General features: G+C 47.8%; 12 protein-coding genes. 9 read left to right on the top strand and 3 right to left on the bottom strand.

The features are described 5' to 3' along the window. Positions 1-45: 45 nt before the first annotated feature. Genes mtgA through BQ7394_RS14560 form a run of 3 tightly spaced genes read left to right on the top strand, consistent with a single transcriptional unit; the run spans position 46 to position 2,383 of the window. Positions 46-840, top strand: a complete 795-nt coding sequence (mtgA, locus tag BQ7394_RS14570; RefSeq protein ID WP_075558100.1) for a monofunctional biosynthetic peptidoglycan transglycosylase — start codon at positions 46-48, stop codon at positions 838-840. Then, positions 786-1,451, top strand: a complete 666-nt coding sequence (lipB, locus tag BQ7394_RS14565) for a lipoyl(octanoyl) transferase LipB (protein ID WP_075558099.1) — start codon at positions 786-788, stop codon at positions 1,449-1,451. Before mtgA ends, lipB begins: the two co-directional genes overlap by 55 nt. Continuing rightward, positions 1,451-2,383, top strand: a complete 933-nt coding sequence (locus BQ7394_RS14560; protein ID WP_075558098.1) for a tRNA-dihydrouridine synthase family protein — start codon at positions 1,451-1,453, stop codon at positions 2,381-2,383. Before lipB ends, BQ7394_RS14560 begins: the two co-directional genes overlap by 1 nt. Here the strand turns inward: BQ7394_RS14560 and BQ7394_RS14555 are convergent. Continuing rightward, on the bottom strand, positions 2,364-6,827 hold the full coding sequence (locus BQ7394_RS14555) for a translocation/assembly module TamB domain-containing protein (protein WP_075558097.1): 4,464 nt from the start codon (positions 6,825-6,827) through the stop codon (positions 2,364-2,366). The two genes, BQ7394_RS14560 and BQ7394_RS14555, sit on opposite strands and share 20 nt — an antisense overlap. A 143-nt stretch (positions 6,828-6,970) precedes the next feature. Between BQ7394_RS14555 and tsaD the strand changes: the two genes are divergently transcribed. From tsaD to BQ7394_RS14535, 4 genes are all read left to right on the top strand, one after another. Further along, positions 6,971-7,990, top strand: coding sequence for a tRNA (adenosine(37)-N6)-threonylcarbamoyltransferase complex transferase subunit TsaD (tsaD, locus tag BQ7394_RS14550; protein ID WP_075558096.1), 1,020 nt, complete (start codon positions 6,971-6,973; stop codon positions 7,988-7,990). 452 nt (positions 7,991-8,442) lie between these two features. Beyond that, the gene (locus tag BQ7394_RS14545; RefSeq protein WP_075558095.1) at positions 8,443-8,925 is read left to right on the top strand and encodes a CinA family protein; all 483 of its coding nucleotides are present in this window, start codon (positions 8,443-8,445) and stop codon (positions 8,923-8,925) included. After that, positions 8,918-9,472 carry a Crp/Fnr family transcriptional regulator gene (locus BQ7394_RS14540; RefSeq protein ID WP_075558094.1) on the top strand — a complete coding sequence of 185 codons (555 nt, stop codon included), beginning with the start codon at positions 8,918-8,920 and terminating at the stop codon, positions 9,470-9,472. The genes BQ7394_RS14545 and BQ7394_RS14540 overlap by 8 nt, the downstream gene beginning before the upstream one ends. A gap of 87 nt (positions 9,473-9,559) precedes the next feature. Continuing rightward, positions 9,560-10,912, top strand: a complete 1,353-nt coding sequence (locus BQ7394_RS14535) for an MATE family efflux transporter (protein ID WP_075558093.1) — start codon at positions 9,560-9,562, stop codon at positions 10,910-10,912. Positions 10,913-10,919: 7 nt separating this feature from the next. On the opposite strand, the gene BQ7394_RS14530 is transcribed toward BQ7394_RS14535, so the two are convergent. Beyond that, positions 10,920-12,653 carry an SGNH/GDSL hydrolase family protein gene (locus tag BQ7394_RS14530; RefSeq protein ID WP_075558092.1) on the bottom strand — a complete coding sequence of 578 codons (1,734 nt, stop codon included), beginning with the start codon at positions 12,651-12,653 and terminating at the stop codon, positions 10,920-10,922. A gap of 124 nt (positions 12,654-12,777) precedes the next feature. Here BQ7394_RS14530 and BQ7394_RS14525 point away from each other — a divergent pair, with 124 nt between their 5' ends. Next, positions 12,778-14,769: a glycoside hydrolase family 97 protein gene (locus BQ7394_RS14525; RefSeq protein WP_075558091.1), complete on the top strand. Its 1,992-nt coding sequence runs from the start codon at positions 12,778-12,780 to the stop codon at positions 14,767-14,769. 413 nt (positions 14,770-15,182) lie between these two features. On the opposite strand, the gene BQ7394_RS14520 is transcribed toward BQ7394_RS14525, so the two are convergent. After that, entirely contained in the window at positions 15,183-15,377 is a 195-nt protein-coding gene (locus tag BQ7394_RS14520; protein WP_075558090.1) for a hypothetical protein, read from the bottom strand. A gap of 770 nt (positions 15,378-16,147) precedes the next feature. Between BQ7394_RS14520 and BQ7394_RS14515 the strand changes: the two genes are divergently transcribed. Next, a partial coding sequence (locus BQ7394_RS14515; protein ID WP_317043290.1) for a GLUG motif-containing protein occupies positions 16,148-16,829 on the top strand: 682 nt, incomplete at its 3' end.

Raw genomic sequence — 16,829 nt, 5'->3', positions numbered from 1 at the left:
CGCTTTTTTTGTAAGTTTGCCACCGTTTAATAGAGACTATATAATATGCCTTTTATAAAGCGGATTTTAATTTGGTGCAGGAATATTCTCATATTCCTGTTTATATCAAGCATATTGGCGGTGGTGGCTTATAAATTCATTCCCGTCTACTATACCCCTTTGATGCTGACACGTCTGTATGATCAGTATAAGGAAGGCAAACCCTGGAAACTGGATCATACCTGGGTCCCGTTATCACAGATCGCCCAGCCGTTGGTTCAGGCAGTAGTTGCCTCGGAAGATAACCTCTTTCTGGATCATAACGGTTTTGATATCGAACAGATCCAGAAAGCCCGCGATGAGGCGGAGAAAGGAAAACGCGTACGTGGTGCCAGCACGATCTCGCAGCAGACAGCCAAAAACGTTTTCCTTCTTCCGACCAAAAGCTATATCCGTAAGGGGATCGAGGCCTATTTCACGTTATTGATCGAGTGGATATGGAGGAAAGAACGTATCATGGAAGTCTATCTCAATTCCATAGAGATGGGGGATGGTATCTACGGGGCCGAGGCGGTGGCAAAGGCTCATTTCAAGAAACCGGCTTCGAAGCTGAGTGCTGGTGAAGCAGCGCTGATCGCCGCTTCACTACCCAATCCGCGGAAATTTAATTCAGGCAAGCCTTCTCCCTACCTGTTGAAGCGGCAGGGACAGATCCTTTCCCTGATGGGAAAACTGATAAAGATCCAGATGGGCTACGGAGCGGGAGAGATCGAAAACAAAAACGGTAAAATTAAAAAGAGAAAGAAATGGAGAGCTTCACTTATCACGACCTCGGACATATCGATTACACCGAAGCTTTAACCGTTCAGACGGAAGCGTTTGAGGCATTGCTTCATGCCAAGGTTTGGGGCGGACAGGGAGAGAATAAACTCTTCTTCTGTGAACATCAGCCGGTGTTGACGATCGGGAAGAGCGGGAAAGACTCAAACCTATTGATCCCTGTGGAGCTGTTGCAGCGCCAGGGAGTATCCTTCTTTCATACGAACCGGGGTGGCGATATAACGTATCACGGACCCGGACAAATCACGGGATATCCGGTCTTCGATCTGGAACACTGGCAGTTGGGGTTGAAACAGTATATCCATACCCTGGAAGAGGTCATTATCTGCTTTCTGGCCCTTTACGGGATCAAAGGAGAGCGGTTGGAAGGTGCAACCGGAGTCTGGATAGAGCCGGAAGTGAAAGGCCACGCCCGTAAGATATGTGCTATCGGAGTAAAAAGTAGCCGGTATGTCACGATGCACGGTTTTGCCCTGAATATCAATACTGACCTGAGCTATTTTTCCCTGATCAACCCTTGCGGCTTTACGGATAAGGGCGTTACCTCTCTGGAGAAGGAGCTGGGTGGCAAGCAAGACTTTGAAAAGGCGAAAGCACAACTGCATACATTATTTTCAGAACTATTCCCCTGATGGATTATAAAATACATTTTGCCCCGTTGCAAGGCTATACCGATGCCGTGTACCGGGAAGCTCATAGCCGTATCTTCGGCGGTGTGGAGAACTATTACACCCCTTTTGTCCGTCTGGAAAAAGAGGGGTTCCGTAACAAAGAATTGCGTGACATAGCCCCCGAGCATAACCAGGATGTTCCGGTCATTCCCCAACTGATAGCTGCCACACCCGATGAGTTCCGTCGCATTGCTGCATTCTTCCGGGAGAAAGGTTACAGGCAGGTAGATATAAATATGGGTTGTCCGTTTCCTATGCAAGCCCGGTTACATCGTGGAGCCGGGATATTACCATACAAGGAAGAGGCTGTAGCTTTGTTGGATACGATCCGCGAATTTCCGGAGATAAGCTTTTCCCTGAAACTCCGTTTGGGATGGGAACAACCGGATGAGTCTCTGGCCCTCTTGCCTTTTATTAACTCTCTTCCCCTGGCACATGTCACTTTGCATCCCCGAATCGGATTGCAACAGTATAAAGGAACGGTGGATATGGATGGATTTTCCCGTTTCTATGAAGCATGTACATTGCCACTCTTTTATAACGGCGACCTGGGTAGTCTGGAAGATATTCACTCGATAACCGATCGTTTTCCAGCGCTGAAAGGAGTCATGCTGGGACGGGGATTGTTATCTCACCCCTGGCTGGCCGCGGAATATGCAAACGGCAAAACTTTATCGGCCACAGAAAAACAGACCCGGTTGGCCGACTTCCACCGCCTGTTGGCTGAGCAATATAGCTTGCGCCTGGAAGGGGGAGATCATCAGATACTGGCAAAACTAAAGACACTTTGGGATTACCTATTGCCGGATGCCGAAAAGCGTTTGCGGAAAAAGGTGATCAAAAGCAGCAACCTTACTGTTTATTATTCAGCAGTTAAGGAGTTGCTGTCGTAGTAGTATCCATCCGCATCGGAGGGATTGTATCCGTATTGGCGGGAGCGAGCGGGGTTAGTGGAAGTATTTTCCTTCTACGGAAGAATTCAGACAGGTGTGTGAAATCTTTCTTAAACATGATACCTACGCCCTGAGTAGTCAGCGACTGTTTCAGATACCGGTACATATCATTCGAATGATTATAAGCCTTCAAGCGGATTTCCCCATTCTTAGTCAGTTTATATTCCAGGTCGAATTCTCCGATGAAGTCGTTCTTTTGCGTGCTTTCGGTAGTTCTGTTTTTATAACCGAAGCTACCGTTAAGCAGTAGACGATTATCCAATAGCTGGCTGGACAGCAACATTTCAACTTCAGTATCTTGTATGCCATCTTCACTCGTACGGATATTAGTACCGATTTGTACTTTGTCGGTCAGGCTATTCAGTATACTGGATATCTGGGAAGATATCGCAGAAGAAGCCACGGCACTGAAATCATTTGAACGATAGGCGTTCTGGCTATATTCGGGAGTATTAAACTTATTCAGAACAAGTAGGTAGATGATCTGGCGTGTCATCATATCTTCGGTGTCGATCAGCGATTTCATTTGCCGTTCTATCTCTTCGTTGGAGCCGGGCAGTTCCAGGTCAAACGAGATACCCGGGTTACGTAACATACCATCGAGGTTAAGCACGCAGTTTACCGGGACATTGGTTCGCGCACTTTGCTGGGCAAGACCTTCATCCAGGTCACGCAGGTTGGCAGTCAGGTTATAGATGGCATTAACGTGCATCGTGGCATCGAAAGGATCACCGCGGAAGTCGATCGAACTGCCTTCGCGTATCTTAAAGTCTTTGTGTATGATCTGTTGCAGGCTAAAGTTATAGTTACCGCTGACGATACCCATATTGCCATACATACGCAGGTCGGTCTTTGTTCCGTATTCTATCTGCATACTTCCGCTGCAATTACCGGTGATCTTATCGCCGGCTATCGGGTCCATGATCAGTTCGATATCAGCCTCAGGGTTTATGTCGAGCAGGAAGTTCATACGTAGTTCGGCACCTTCATCTTCGATGTTTGAGGCGATCCTCAGCGAGTCGTGCGGGAGTGTGCTGTTTGCTACCGACTCCTGTAATTTCTTTTTGTCGACAAAGGTGATGAAGTCGTAATCGGCTGCCGATGTATTGTTCATGAAGTCGAGCGTAACAGCCGTTTTAGGATCGTTACGCATATTGATATCGAAGTTGATCAATTTGTCGTTTCCTTTGATAGAAGCGGTTCCGCTACCGAACACTGTTCCATAGATCAGCGGATTGAGTTTACGGGTAGCGTTGAACACCAGCATGTTGTTTGTCTTGACATTCACGTCGAAGCTGACATCCTTGAAATGGTCATGGTAGACATGCATATTGACGATACCCGGATTACCGAACTTATCGTTCACTTTCAGATCCCGCATATTGATGGAGCCTGCATCCATATGGATAGAGTCGGAGAATGTATAGTACGTATTGGTGTATTCTATTCCCAGGCCACCGTCTTCCACATAAGCGTCTCCCTCGACTGTAAGCGCTTTGAAGGGGCCATGCAGGTGGACACTTCCGAACCCGCGTCCCTGAATGTTCTTGGCTACTTTGTCGACAAAAGGATGGAGGAAAGCGATGTTGAGGTCGTTCGCGTCGAAGAACAAGGATAGGCCGGCATTTTTTCCGACCGGGAATATATACCCGCTCACGTCGGTCCACGTTGTATCGTTCTTATAGATGCTGCCGAGCATCAGGATACCCTGTTGTTCGTCATCCCATTCGCTGAACAGGTTCAGGCGGCCGAGTCCTACCTGGTTGAAGGAGAAGTCTTTTATTTCCAGGTCGGTGTTCAACATACGGCTACCGTACAGGTCGCATATATTAAACGTACCTGTGGCTTTTCCGGCGAATTGCAGGACGGGGATATTCAGTATGTCGAAAATATAGCTGAGTTCAACCTCTTTCAAGTCCATCAGCAAGGTGTCTGTCGGGTTTTTGGAAATGCTTCCGTCCAGTCGCAGGTATTGTTGCTCGTTCGATACCTTGAAGTTGTCGATATCTATCCTGCCATCGGCGATGGTTATTTCCGAAGGGTTGATCTTCCAGATCGAATCGTTGAGGACCAACGGGCTCTCGTTCAGGGATATATTCGTCCTTAAGGTGGCAGGTCCCTTTTCATGCTCTTCTTCCGTGAAGAGGGTGGAAGCGGATAGTTCGGCCCTGAATTCTTTTTCTTTGTTGTTGGCCCAGCCGATCAGGGTATTGATCCGGTTATCTTTTGCGTCGGCTTTCAGGTCGAGATAGTTGCGGGTCCCCTTCTGGTTATAATTGATCGCTTTGAGTTGCAGGCTTATATTTTCTGTGGGATTGTCGCAGGTCAGGTAGCCGGATTCGAACATCGAATTGCCCAGTTTGAACTTGGGCAGGAAAGCTTCGAAACGGAATTTGTTGTACAAGTTGTTATAATGTCCGGTGATTCGTCCCTGGCTGACCATTGTGAAAGGCAACTTAAGCGTCTGCGAGATACTGTCGGTGTTCTCGACAGTAAGCAACAGGGAGAAATTGTTTTCTTCCACTTTCTGCTTTTTCTGGGTAACGTTGATCAGTGCCGGTATATACCCTTTGAAAGTATTCATAAAGCTCGGCACGATTGTTTTGAACGAATAGGCGCCGGTTATTTCCCCGTTCAGGATATCCGAAGAGATGGTCAGGTGGCGGTCCAGCGAATGTCCGGAGGCAGTCACCAGCAGCTTTTTCAGGAAGAAGCTGCTCGGAGCGGTTTTAAACGAGAGGCTGTCTATCGAAATGTTACCTTCCAGGTTGTCGATGTTGTTACCGGTAAAGTCGGCGTTCAGCGATAAAGAGATGTCAGGCGATTCGTATTTGTCGATCAGGTTCAGGCTGTCCGGGCGGAAATGCTGGAGGTTGGCCGTGAAATTGAACATCGAGTTTTGTCCTTCGTGCCTGAACATTCCTTCGGCATAGAGTTTGCCGTTCGGGTCGTTCACCTGAACCATTCCGTCGAAGCTGTTCTTTTTGAAGTTACCGGAAAGCTGGATGTCCGTATAAGTATACTTCCTATATTCAACTTCGTCGATATTTGCCTTGATATTCCCGAAGAAACCGCTGTGTTCATGCCGTTTGGCATCGAGCGAGATACTGAGCTTTGTTTTTCCGTACGGGTTGCCTTCGCCAAATAATTCATTCAGTTGCAGTCCGGGGGTCGAAACATGTCCTTTCAGGTAAGCCGTGATACCGTTTTCCTTGTCGCTACCGAATATCATATCCGTTTGCACCGAACCGATGGCCGACGAGAACTTTCCGAAAGCAACCAGGTTATCGAAGAAGCCGGAGATCTCACCGGTAAAGTTTACCGTTCCGAGTTTGACGATCGGATCAGGCAGTATGACCGGCTTTTTATTGAAGTTATTCACCAGCCCGGCTATACCGTCGGTCGTGATATACATCTTGTTAACCTGTCCGAAGATGTAAGCCTCTTCGGGGTGGGAGATACCTTTCAGTTCCATTTTTCCGACGAAAAGCATTTTGTCGCTGTACCGTAATGTCAACCGTTTCAGGTCGATATTGTTGATGTATCCGGATGCTTCGGCCGAAAGTTCGATCGTTTCCGTAAAATTCTGGAAGGCAGGGACGAAAGGCGACAAATCCTTCAGGCATATCTGTGAAGGAGAAATGTTTAGTTCCAGCGGAGCCTGGTTCAACAACTGGGTGACATTCTCAATTTCGTGCATACCGATTTGTGCCCGGCTGATTTTCAAATCCGTTTGCGGTAATTTTATTTCGAAGTTGTTGATGAAAGCACTGTCGCGGTTGCTGATGATATTCATCGAAAGTTTGTCTAGCTCAAAACCGGAAGCCTCGTTGAAACTCATCTTTTTGATGTTGGCGTTCAGGCTGTCCTTGTTGAAGGCTTTCAGGGATATTTTCGCACTCAGGTTCTTGATGTCTACATGTTTGGCATTAAACTTGCCGGGGGTAGAGTCGGCACTTTCCACGTCAAAACGGAAATTCCCACGCCGAATCAGGATCGAGTTGAAACGCAAGTCGATATTCGGGTTCTTCTTCAAAGTATCCCTGCTGGCGAAAGCATCCAGGACGAACTGAAGGTTCAGCGGACTCTCGGGCGTCTTCTTTTTCAGATTGACCGAGAAACCGAACAGACGCACGGTCGAGAATACGAATTTGCCTTTCAGCAAGGGAAGGGCTTCGAAGCCTGCCGCCACATGGTTCGCTTCGAATAATGTTTTTCCATCCTGGTCTTCGAGGTATAAGTTGTCGAGAACCACCCGGTTGAACCACTCGATACTGACATTTCCTATCTTAACAGGCACACCAAGGTGACTGGATAATTCGGTCGATGCAATGTCGGAAACCTGGCGTTGAACGTACGGTATCTTCAACAATATGAAGGGCATTGCATAGAATATCCAGAGCAGAGTAAGTAGGGTAATGATTATGTATTTGAGTCCTCTGATATCTTTACTATATTTTAAGCACAAATCTACAACAATATCGCGATAGAATTCATTAAATTTGCACAAAAAAACGAGAGAAGAGTATGAGTGTAACAATATTGGGGATAGAATCATCCTGTGATGATACTTCCTCTTCCGTAATACGCGACGGCGTGATGCTGTCGAATGTGATAGCCAGTCAGGCGGTTCACGAAGCATATGGTGGCGTGGTTCCCGAGCTGGCTTCACGCGCACACCAGCAGAATATCATCCCGGTGGTCGCAGAGGCTATCAAGCGTGCAGGTATCGATAAGTCGGAACTGAGCGCCGTTGCGTTCACACGCGGGCCGGGGTTGATGGGATCCCTGCTGGTCGGTACCTCCTTTGCCAAAGGGTTTGCCGCATCTTTGGACATCCCGATGATCGAGATCAACCATTTGCAGGCGCATGTACTGGCTCACTTTATCAAGGAAACGCCGGAAGACGATCATGCTCCCTCGTTCCCGTTCCTGTGTTTGCTGGTATCGGGCGGTAACTCGCAGATCATCAAAGTAAATGCTTATAACGACATGGAGGTGATAGGGCAGACGATAGACGACGCAGCGGGCGAAGCCTTCGACAAATGTGCGAAGGTGATGGGACTGGGTTATCCGGGTGGTCCGGTGGTGAACCGCTTGGCCAACGAAGGAAATCCGAAAGCCTTTACTTTCAGCAAACCGCATATTCCGGGGTACGATTATAGCTTCAGCGGACTGAAGACTTCTTTCCTCTACACCTTGAGGGATAAACTACAGGAAGATCCGGACTTCATCGAAAATAATAAACGTGACCTTTGTGCCTCCCTTCAGTCGACAGTGATCGATATCCTGATGGATAAGTTGCGCAAGGCAGCGAAAGACCTGAATATAAAAGAGGTGGCGGTGGCCGGCGGTGTTTCGGCAAACTCCGGTTTGCGCGATGCCTTCCTCGACCATGCGAAGCGGTATGGCTGGAAAGTGCATATCCCGAAGTTCGCGTTTACAACAGACAACGCGGCGATGGTTGCCATCACTGGTTATTATAAATTCCTCGATAAGGATTTTTGTCCGATGGACGCTGTTCCGTTCTCACGGGTGGTTATTTAAATTACTTTTGGCTTGATCCAAAAGTAATCAAAAGATCAAGGCTGCACCGGCTTCGCTGCTATGGTGAAAGACTACGCTTGAAAAATCCGAAACTCGCTACGCTCAGACAGCGGATTTTTCCGGGCCGCTTCGTCTTCCCCCTTCGCGGACGCTCATCCGCTGAGGCCTTTCAGAGAGCGCTTTGCGCTCTTTGGGGATTGCCGATACCGACACCTTTAAAACAGGCGGTATCGGCAATCCTAAGAGGAAGCTTTGCTTCCTATGTCAGGCCTCAGCTGGTGAGCGTAAAGCGCAGCAGCCGGAGAGAGCGCCCGGAGGCTGTGCTGTTTGAGCGAAGCGAGTTCACAGACGACAGCGAACGTAGGATGCGGAGTAGCGAGGCAGGTGTAGCCTTGAACTTTTGGTTACTTTTCTTTCAAGAGAAAAGTAACATTCAATTAGATAAAAACAATATGAATTCAATAAGCGAACAATTAGGCAAACTTCTTCGAACGAAGAAGTTGTCGATGGGGACGGCGGAAAGCTGCACGGGGGGCCGGATAGCCAATATGATTACGCTGGTGGCAGGTAGCTCCGATTATTTTGTCGGGGGAGTTGTCTCTTACAGCAACGAAGTGAAACAGCATGTATTGGGTGTTTCGGAAGAAAGTCTTCGCCAGCATGGGGCCGTCAGCCGCGAAGTGGTGGAACAGATGGCGCAGGGAGCGATCCGTACCCTCGGATGCGACTGTGCTGTAGCGACTTCCGGTATTGCAGGACCCGGCGGAGGAACCCCGGAAAAACCGGTCGGCACGGTTTGGATCGCCGCAGCCCTGAAAGGTGAAATCGTCTCACATTGTTTTCATTTCGGAACGGTCAGGGCGGAAAATATACAGGCGGCGGCGGATGCTGCGTTGACCCTGTTATTGGACTTGTTACAAAAACAGCATGGATAAATTCATAGAACAACAGCGGGCGGTTTATCCCATGTCCGACGAAGCGATCCGGTTGCTGGTCGACGAGATGGAGGAGGTGGCTTTCTCGAAAGGAGAACTTTCGACGAGGGAAGGCGACCGCGACCCGTTTGTCTGGTTCGTCAAAGAGGGATTGGTCCGGGCATATGTCGAACTGGATACGAAAGATATCACCTTATGGTTTGCCAGCGACGGCGAAATGATCAATTTCGTTTACCGCGACATCTCGGTCTATAACGTGGAGATGGTGGAGGATACCGTCCTGTTCCGCATCCCTGCCACGAAACTGGACAAACTTTTCGAACAGTCGCACGATATCGCTATCTGGGGATTGAAGCTGCTCGACTATTACCTGCGGGAATATGAGAACTATTTTATCAACGACAGTTGGAGTGATGCCCGCGAACAATACGAGAGTCTGATGCACTCGCGCCCGGATCTGTTCCAGCGAGTGCCGTTGAAACATATCGCTTCCTACCTGCAGATCACGCCGCAATCGTTGAGCCGTATCCGTTCCTCTTCTAAATAAAAAGAGCAGACCGAAATTATCTTATGGTAATTTTTCTCTGAAAAGACCTCCTTACCTTTGCAGCCGGAACCAAAAGCAAGTTGTTTTATGAGTAAGGAAAAAGCTCTCTTCCGCCAGGAAAGAGAGAGGTTATTGTTGACAGGTGAGATTCCCCGGTTATTTACAAAGTATGCACTTCCCGGCGTGGCGGGACTATTATTTCTGGGTATCCAGTCCGTAATTGACGGGATTGTGCTCGGACGGTTTGTGGGCGCTAATGCGCTGGCTAGTGTGAATCTGATCTTACCGTGTTATAGTTTGATCTCGGCGTTTGCCATCGTGATGGGCATCGGGGGACAGACGATTGTCAGTATCAGTCTGGGAAAAGGTGATAAGCAGGAAGCGAACAACGCGTTGCGTTCGGTATTCCTGTTCCTGATTACCATGTCTTTGGCGGTGAGCCTGTTGATTTATTTATTTGCGGGAGAGATCGCTTCTTTCCTGGGGGCGAATGCAGTGTTGCAGGGGGATGCCGTAGGATATATCCGGGCATTGGTCCCTTTCTTCCCGTTTTTGTGTACGATGTTCTTCGGCGACTATATCATTAAGGCGATGGGGCATCCCTTGTATGCGACTTCGGTCATGGGGACGACCGTGATCCTGAATATTATTCTCGACCTCGTGTTCGTTGCCGTATTGGGTTGGGGCGTGATGGGAGCCGGACTGGCGACCGGTATTGCCTTTACGATCGGTGCTTGCCTGAATGTGCCCCGGTTGTTTTCGCGTCACGAAGTCGTTGCCGTCCAACGTGGACGCTACAATTGGCGGCTGGTATGGAATGCTTTCTATAACGGGTCGTCGGAGGGTATGTCTGAACTGTCGGTAGCAATTACCGTTTTCCTCTTCAATATCACGATGATGAAGTATCTGGGTGAAAGTGGGGTGGCGGCGTTTACGGCAATCAATTATATCCTGTTTATCGGAACCACCATATTCCTGGGGATATCGGATGGTATCATACCTATTATAGGATATAACTACGGGGCGAAGAAGCAGGAACGTATCAAGTCGATCCTGGGACTTGCCGTGCGGGTTAATTCCGCGATCGGGATCGGTTTGTTCCTGGTATTGTTATTGTTCGGCGAACAGATTATCGGATTGTTTTTCAACGATCACAGCAGCGAGGCCTTTGCTATTGCGTCGCGGGGTGTCTCGATCTATTGCTTTGCCTTTTTGTTGTGCGGTCTGAATATCCTGGCATCCAGCTATTTTACGGCTATCGGGAATGCGAAGATTTCGATCATTATATCAGCTTTGAGAGGACTCATATTCGTAGGAATCGGCATACTTGTCCTCCCCGCTGTATTCGGTATCGACGCCATCTGGTATGATATACCGATCGCTGAGATTTGCACGTTGTCAGTCTCTTACTGGCTGGTGCGTAAGTCGTTAAAACAATAGCTGAGTATTACTCGGCTATTGTTTTAGCTATTAACTGATACCCTTTCTCGTTCGGATGCAGGCCGTCGTTGAAAAGCGATTCGTCGATCTTGCCGGTGGGCAGGAGCAAGGTGGTTCCGGCATCGCTGAACAGGCAGTTTTCCTCGTTCGCCATTGTGCGGATTTGCTGGTTGATGTTTTTCACCCAATCCTCGTGTTCCCGGCGGGGAAGGATACCGATCACTTTGACCGTCGCTTTCGGTTGGCGGTTACGGATAGCTGTGATGAGGAAACGCAGACCTTCTACAATATCATTGTCCGGGCTGATTCCCATATTGTTCGTTCCGATCATCAGGACAACTTTATCCGCTTCATATCCATCCAACTCACCGTGGTAGATGCGCCAAAGTACGTTTTCTATACGGTCGTAACCGTATCCCAGATTCTGGAATCCGGCCGGTTCCATGATCTTCTTCCAGCTTTTCGCGCCGCTGCTTCTCGGTCCAGCCGGTTCTCCTCCCCAGAAATGAGTGATCGAGTTGCCGAGGATGACGGCTTTGGGCGGGTTTTGCTCGATATGCTTCAATATGTCGCGATGGCGGGTCTGCCATTCGTAATTGTTCGGTTCGCGACGTTGAGTGACAGGCTGGGTCGTCGGGCTGTCACCTACCGGCAGCCGGAGGATGTCGCGTACTTTCTTTTCAACGGCTGTCGCCTGGTAGGTGGCTCCGAGGTCAGAAGGGTGTACGTAGTCAACCCAGGCATCGGGCGGATAGTTCAATTCTTCATGTGTCAGGTAATACAGGTCTTTGACACCGGCTTGCAACAAGGCTTCGTATCCTTTGCGTGAAGCGGCGTTCAGGCGGGTATATAATTCGTATTGTCCTCGGTTGCTGGGAGCGTTGCTGTATCCGGCATGTTCTACCAGGAGGATGGGAGCGTTTCGTTTTTCCCGGATTTGTTTGACGGCGGCAATTACCAGGGCGGTTACTTCTTCATTGGTTTTTTGTGTGAAGTTGGGCAGGCAATCCAGGATGTAGAGGCGGGCATCCTGCTCAACGATGTAGTTCAGGACTGCTTTTTCGAGTTGCCCGTTACCTGAAAATCCCAGATTGACCAACGGATAATCCAGCGAACGTTGCAGGATGTTCGCCCACGCCATAGCCGGACGTGAGGAGCAAGCGCCCTGTGCGATGGAAGTACCGTAAAGAACGATCGGCTTCTCCGGCGATTGGGGAATGAAAGTCAGTTCGGTTCCTTCCGGTGTGCCGATCTCCATCCACTTGATACTATTATATAAAGGTAAGTAGAGTCTGTATTCAAACCCGCGGTTATGGAACTTGTCTTGTCCCAGGTTCGTATAGCTGTATCGGATCGTATCTCCGAATGAGTAGTTACCGAAACAGAAACTCCACTTGCCCTCGCTGTCGATGCTATACAGGTCGAGACCCGATACGCCGGTCGATTGCATGTGCGGCATAGCATACCCACCGCTTACCTGGTAACGTACGGTTATCTGGGGGGAGTTGCAATAAAAATGAATAGCCAGTCCGGCTGAGTTGCGGGAGAGGTTCCAAACCGGTTCCCTGACTTCGCCCTTTGCCCGGTCGGGTAGGCGTACATAGGTCTGTCCGATCTCACCGGGCCAGCCCTGGTTCTGGATCACAGGGAAACCTGCGTCCATCGGATTCTGCCATTTCCATTCTGCCCCGGCAGAGAGGCATACCATACATAGAATAAAGATACTCAACAGTCTTTTCATAGGTCGATCTATTTGTTTGCAATGCTTTTTGATACAATATTGACAAAGATAGTACAATATTAGAATTTTTGTTTTCGTTTATTCACGTATATTTGCCTCAGTTAAAAACAAAAATTCAGATACCATGAAAGCACAAGTATTGCTTACTTTCCTGTTGTTGGGAAGCATGCCTTTATTGGCTCAGAAAAGTTATCAGTTGCAGTCGCCCGACAGGAAACTGCACACTGTTGTGACAGTTGGAGATAATGTAGAGTTCTCGTTGAACCATGACGGGACGGAGGTGCTGGCTCCTTCTGCCATATCCATGACCTTACAGACCGGCGAAGTGTTGGGAGGTAACAGCCCTAAAGTTTCGAAAGTGACGAAAGGTTCCGTCGATAAGTCGATCCCGTCGCCGTTATATAAGAAATCGGAAGTAAGCGATATATATAATGAGATGACGATCGCTTTCCGTGGCGATTACAGTATCGTGTTCCGCCTGTATAATGACGGTATGGCCTATCGTTTCGTGACGAAGAAAAAAGGAGATATGATCGTGAAAGATGAAGAAGCATCCTATAACTTCTCTACCGACCACAAGACCTTCGCCGCTTATGTGAACACCACCAAGCCGACTTTCGAAGAACAGTTCTCCAATTCATTTGAGCAACCTTATTATAACGAACCGATCACCAAGCTGAACGACAAGCGCCTGATGATCCTGCCGTTCCTGGTCGATCTCGGAAACGGAAAGAAGGTTTGTATCACAGAGGCCGACCTCGAAAGCTATCCGGGTATGTTCCTGAATAACACGACAGATAAGCCTTCCCTGAAATCAGTCCATGCCCCGTATCCGAAGGTGAAACAGCAAGGCGGACATAACCAATTGCAGATGCTGGTCAAGGAACGCGAGAATTATATAGCCAAGACAAAAGGAAACCGTTCTTTCCCCTGGCGTGTGTTCGTTGTTTCGGAAAACGACAAGCAGTTGGCCGATTGCGATATGGTATATCGCCTGGCAGCTCCCTCCCGTATAAAGGATATCTCCTGGATCAAACCGGGTAAGGTTGCCTGGGATTGGTGGAACGACTGGAATATTTCCGGAGTCGATTTCCGTGCCGGTATCAATAACGAAACGTATAAATATTATATCGATTTCGCAGCCGACCATGGCATCGAATATGTGATCCTCGATGAAGGATGGGCTGTAAACCTGAAAGCTGATTTATTGCAGGTGATCCCGGAAATCGACTTGAAGGAGATCGTATCGTATGCAAAATCGAAGAATGTGGATATTATCCTGTGGGCCGGTTATTATGCCTTCGACCGGGATATGGAAAATGTGGTGAAACATTATGCCGATATGGGAGTGAAAGGTTTCAAGGTAGACTTTATGGATCGCGACGATCAGGAAATAATAGACTTCCTGTATCGTGGAGCAGAGACTTGTGCCCGCTATAATATGCTGGTCGACTACCATGGAATCTGTAAACCGACCGGATTGCAGCGCACCTATCCGAACGTGATCAATTATGAGGGTGTGAACGGCCTGGAACAATTGAAGTGGTCGCCCGAATCGTATGATATGGTTACTTATGATGTGACTTTCCCGTTCATCCGTATGGTGGCCGGTCCGGTAGATTATACACAAGGAGCTATGCGCAATGCGATCCGTCAGAACTACCGTCCGGTTTATTCCGAACCGATGAGCCAGGGGACACGTTGCCGCCAGTTGGCTACTTATGTGATCTTCGAATCGCCCCTGAATATGCTGTGCGACAATCCGACGAATTATATGCGTGAAAAGGAATGTACGGAATTTATAGCAGCTATCCCCACCGTATGGGAAGAAACCCAGGTGCTCGATGCAAAAGTGTCCGAATATATAGCAATGGCTCGCAAACATGGCGACAACTGGTACGTAGGTGCTCTCACCAACTGGGAACCGCGTGAACTGGAGCTGGATCTTTCTTTCCTGGGTGACGGCGATTATAAGCTGGAACTTTTCAAGGATGGTATCAATGCCGACCGTGCTGCCAGCGATTACAAAAAAGAGATCATACCTGTCCCGGCTGATCGTAAGTTGAAGATCAAGATGGCTCCGGGCGGAGGGTATGCTGCCAAAATCTATAAATAATACTATTTCTTTCTGTCTTGCTCTGTCACTCTGGATACGATGGCGGAGCAGGGCAGAAGGCGATATTAGTATCTCCAGGTCAATCATCCCTCTCAGAAACAGGTCGGTTTTTTTGTTGTTCATGTTTTGCATAACGATATGGTTTTAAAGTTGCTGTTAACAAATATTAGTAGACGATCTTTAAGACAATCTCCGGACGGTCTTTTCTCTTTCTATCGGTTTATATATCAGTCTTTTACAAAGTCGAAAAACGGGCTTCGGAGACAATCGTGAGACGATCTTTGAGACGCTTTTCATTATTATATAAGAATATATATAAGAGAGCAAGATGTTTTTCTAAAATTTTTAACAAATATAACGCCGGTATCCGAAAGGTCGTCTTCCCTGTTTTCAGGAGGTTAAACGCCTTGTTTTCAAAGCGATCCGTAAAAACCGGTCGAAAGGTTTCTTTTGATGGCTTCTTCCTGCTCGCTCAACGGTTTGGTTTTGAGCAGGAAGAGGGCGGTTTCGTGCAGCAGTGCGCCGCGGTCGGTGTATGTACTTAAAAAGCGTCGATAGGTTGTGAAGGACTGGATGAGTCTTCGGTTGCAAATACTTTTTTTTCTCATGATTTTTTTATATTGTGGGAAGAGAGGACTACCTATGGTTATTGTGTTTTTTATGAATTATCCCGATGGGTGGTTTCCCTTGCGTGGGCGGGGCTGACATGGTAGTATCACCAGGGTAGCTTGCCTGTGTCGTTACGGTGGGTTAAGCATGCCGTTCGGACGGGATAACCATGCCGGTATCGGGTGGTTGTTTGTTTTGTTAAGTAATAAATCTACGTGTTTGATCAATAAAAACGTGACGACAAATGTATATCGATTTTCCGGAGAGGAAAATCAAGGGGTAGGAGCTGGGGAGGGGGAAGGGGGGAACTAGTCTTTAAAGGACTACGTCATTTTCTTTTTCCTTTAAGCTATGCCTTGAAAAGTAAGCCTGTTTTCTAATACAAAATAAACAATAACAAACAGGTAGATAACAGGTATTTGCTTCGCCGGTATTTCCGACCGAAATACGAGTGAGAATCCGTCTGTATGTTACCGAAAAACAGCCTTCCAATTCCATATAAAGATAAACGAAAAATATTTAATTGAAAAATTTTTAAAGCAGAAAATAACTGGTGTATGCATTGAATTATGAGACGTTACATCAACTGAAAAAATAATCTGCCATCTTCCTGAAAGGTGAATTAATATTAATATATCAATATATTAGTTTATTAAATCCGATATCATCTCCATAAAGAAACAGTAATTATCATAGTCCTTTAAAGACTAGTTCCTGCCCTTTAGAGCATTGAAACTATAAAATGAAACGATAAAACGAATAGCATAAAATGAGAAAACTGATACTTGTATTGAATATATTGGTGATGATGGTTTGCGCCGTTTGGGGGCAAGACGGAGTGTGGAATGGAGAGGTGGCTGGGAACTTGGAGCCGGTTGATGAGGATGGAAATGTCTATCATATTTCTACCGCAGCGGAACTGGCTAAATTGGCGGATTTGGTGAATGCTGGGGACAATTTTGCAGACAAGACGGTTATATTGCAAAATGATATTGTTCTTAATGTGGGCGTGTTGGATGGAGTTGGGGAGTTGAAAGGCGGTAGAACCGAGTTTCATCCTTGGACGCCGATAGGGAAAGACGATGAGAAACCTTTTAAAGGAACCTTTGATGGGAATGGTAAAAAGGTGTCGGGGGTTTATATTCTTGATGATAATAACGAAAGTACTTATCTAGGCCTGTTCGGTTATCTTGGCGAAGACGGTAAGATAGAGAATGTTGGGGTGGAGGATAGTTATGTGAAGGGGACGACAGGACAGTATGTCTACTATGTCGGCGGCGTGTGTGGCTATAGCTCTGGTGGCTCGATCTCCAATAGCTATAATGCCGGTTCGGTGACGGGGGAGACGAAGGAGACGGGGGAGGAGTCCTATGTCGGCGGCGTGTGTGGCTCTAGCTATTATGGCAGGATCTCCAATTGTTATAATATCGGTTCGGTGACGGGGGAGGGGA

The organism is Parabacteroides timonensis, from assembly GCF_900128505.1.
GTDB classification, from domain to species: domain Bacteria; phylum Bacteroidota; class Bacteroidia; order Bacteroidales; family Tannerellaceae; genus Parabacteroides; species Parabacteroides timonensis.
Note: the sequence above shows the minus strand (reverse complement) of the source record. Positions and strands in the feature narration are given on the sequence as shown.

What these genes read in the sequence shown, in the direction of transcription:
- lipB (WP_075558099.1), top strand. Translation starts at nt 786, where the DNA reads ATGGAGAGCTTCACTTATCACGACCTCGGACATATCGATTACACCGAA.
- BQ7394_RS14525 (WP_075558091.1), top strand. Translation starts at nt 12,778, where the DNA reads ATGAAAGCACAAGTATTGCTTACTTTCCTGTTGTTGGGAAGCATGCCT.
- mtgA (WP_075558100.1), top strand. Translation starts at nt 46, where the DNA reads ATGCCTTTTATAAAGCGGATTTTAATTTGGTGCAGGAATATTCTCATA.
- BQ7394_RS14535 (WP_075558093.1), top strand. Translation starts at nt 9,560, where the DNA reads ATGAGTAAGGAAAAAGCTCTCTTCCGCCAGGAAAGAGAGAGGTTATTG.
- tsaD (WP_075558096.1), top strand. Translation starts at nt 6,971, where the DNA reads ATGAGTGTAACAATATTGGGGATAGAATCATCCTGTGATGATACTTCC.
- BQ7394_RS14560 (WP_075558098.1), top strand. Translation starts at nt 1,451, where the DNA reads ATGGATTATAAAATACATTTTGCCCCGTTGCAAGGCTATACCGATGCC.
- BQ7394_RS14520 (WP_075558090.1), bottom strand. Translation starts at nt 15,377, where the DNA reads ATGAGAAAAAAAAGTATTTGCAACCGAAGACTCATCCAGTCCTTCACA.
- BQ7394_RS14540 (WP_075558094.1), top strand. Translation starts at nt 8,918, where the DNA reads ATGGATAAATTCATAGAACAACAGCGGGCGGTTTATCCCATGTCCGAC.
- BQ7394_RS14530 (WP_075558092.1), bottom strand. Translation starts at nt 12,653, where the DNA reads ATGAAAAGACTGTTGAGTATCTTTATTCTATGTATGGTATGCCTCTCT.
- BQ7394_RS14545 (WP_075558095.1), top strand. Translation starts at nt 8,443, where the DNA reads ATGAATTCAATAAGCGAACAATTAGGCAAACTTCTTCGAACGAAGAAG.
- BQ7394_RS14555 (WP_075558097.1), bottom strand. Translation starts at nt 6,827, where the DNA reads ATGCCCTTCATATTGTTGAAGATACCGTACGTTCAACGCCAGGTTTCC.